We start from the raw sequence: 1,589 nt of genomic DNA, 5'->3' as shown, positions 1-1,589 counted from the left end.
CACCCATCCTGATCACAGACAAAGGGCCTGAAGCCTGTATGGATACGCGTGTGTTTGGTGAGGTTGCCGGATGTGGTAAACGTTTTGTTGCACCCGTCCCAATCACAGACAAAGGGTCTGACCCCTGTGTGAATGCGCTTGTGGTCGGTAAGATTGCAGGATGTGGTGAACGCTTTGTGGCACTGGTCACAGACGTGGGGCCTGTCCCCTGTGTGAATGCGCTTGTGTCTGGTGAGATCGCTGGATCTGGTAAACGCTTTGTGGCATCCGTCCTGGCTACAGATAAAGGGCTTTTCCCCTGTGTGGGTGCGCTTGCAGGCGGTGAGACGACTGGGTTGGGAGAAAGACTGGTTGCCTCCGCTCTTTTCACAGACTCCCACAGGATATTTTTTAACACCAGATCTTACCATATGCCCCCCGGAGATGTCCGTGGGCCGCTGATCGCTGTCAGGCTGAGTCGGACTCACTTCAGAAAGAGTGCCATCTGTATCGAATGCACACTCCCCTGTACTGGCACAAAGAACACTCTGAAATACATCATCCTGCAACAAACCCGACAACTCTGAAAGTAGAGTGTCATTCTGCTTCAAGCCGGACAACTCTGGGAATAGAGTATCTAAAGAAGAAAGTGAAGAAGGAGTACATAAGATGCCAGGAGCTGCCTTGTTATTAGAAATGCGGCAAATGGTAGTGGATGTCCTAACCCATGTTGTAGTACCCGTTTCAACGGCCAGGTGTTGTACATCCGTTGATCCCGTGAGTGTGACTTGGGTGTTTTGTTTTTTCCCACGGCAATGCACAAGATGGTGCCCGGCAGACCTGTTGACGGTGCAAGATGTGGTTGCACCGGGGTAGATATGTGTGCTGCCTGCAGGATGTATGGCAATGCTGCCGGTCGATAGCACATCTAATGGCCGTAACGGAGCAAGGTGAAGAGGTTTGCTCTTGCCTCCTGATGCATAGATGGCAGATGCAGACAGGCCGATGACTATACAGAGGCTGGTGACAACAAATTTCAGTCTGAAGCCCATTCCTACCCTTCCCATAAAAAGAACAAAGAAGATAGGCGGAATATTCAGGACGAGAGCATTTTTACTGCGGTGCTCATCACCGCGAAAAAATAGCAGTATCTGAAGCCTGGAGTCACGCTAAGCGATCTAGTGCATACCCAGCCCACCCCGCGACAGACGACCAGCGCCGTAAATACCAACATAACAAGAGACCGCCAGCTACGTTGCTATCTTCTTTACTCTTTTTATGGGAAGGATAGGAATGGTCTTCAGGCTGAACTTTGTTGTTACCAGTCTCTGCATAGTGATTGGGCTGTCTTCATCTGCCACTTATGTATCAGGAGGCAAGAGCAGACCTCTTCACCTTACTCCGTTACGCCCATTAGATGTGATATCAAAAGGCAGCATTGCCATATGCCCTGCGGACAGCACACATATCCACCCCGGTGAAACTACATCCTGTAATGTAAACAGATCTGCCAAAAACCACTTTATGCACTGCCATGGGAAAAAACAAAGAATCCAATTAACACTCACAGAATCAACGGTTGTACAACATCTGGCCGTTGAAGCGGATGC

Annotated in this window: 1 protein-coding gene; it reads left to right on the top strand. The window is 49.8% G+C overall.

Going from position 1 to position 1,589, the window contains the following annotated elements:
- The coding region (locus E1189_RS24815) for a hypothetical protein (RefSeq protein WP_230459983.1) at positions 1 to 566 on the top strand (566 nt) is incomplete at its 5' end.
- Positions 567 to 1,589 lie beyond the last annotated feature (1,023 nt).

The sequence above is a fragment of the Parendozoicomonas verongulae genome, assembly GCF_009711465.1.
In the GTDB taxonomy this organism is placed as follows: domain Bacteria; phylum Pseudomonadota; class Gammaproteobacteria; order Pseudomonadales; family Endozoicomonadaceae; genus Sansalvadorimonas; species Sansalvadorimonas verongulae.
Note: the sequence above shows the minus strand (reverse complement) of the source record. Positions and strands in the feature narration are given on the sequence as shown.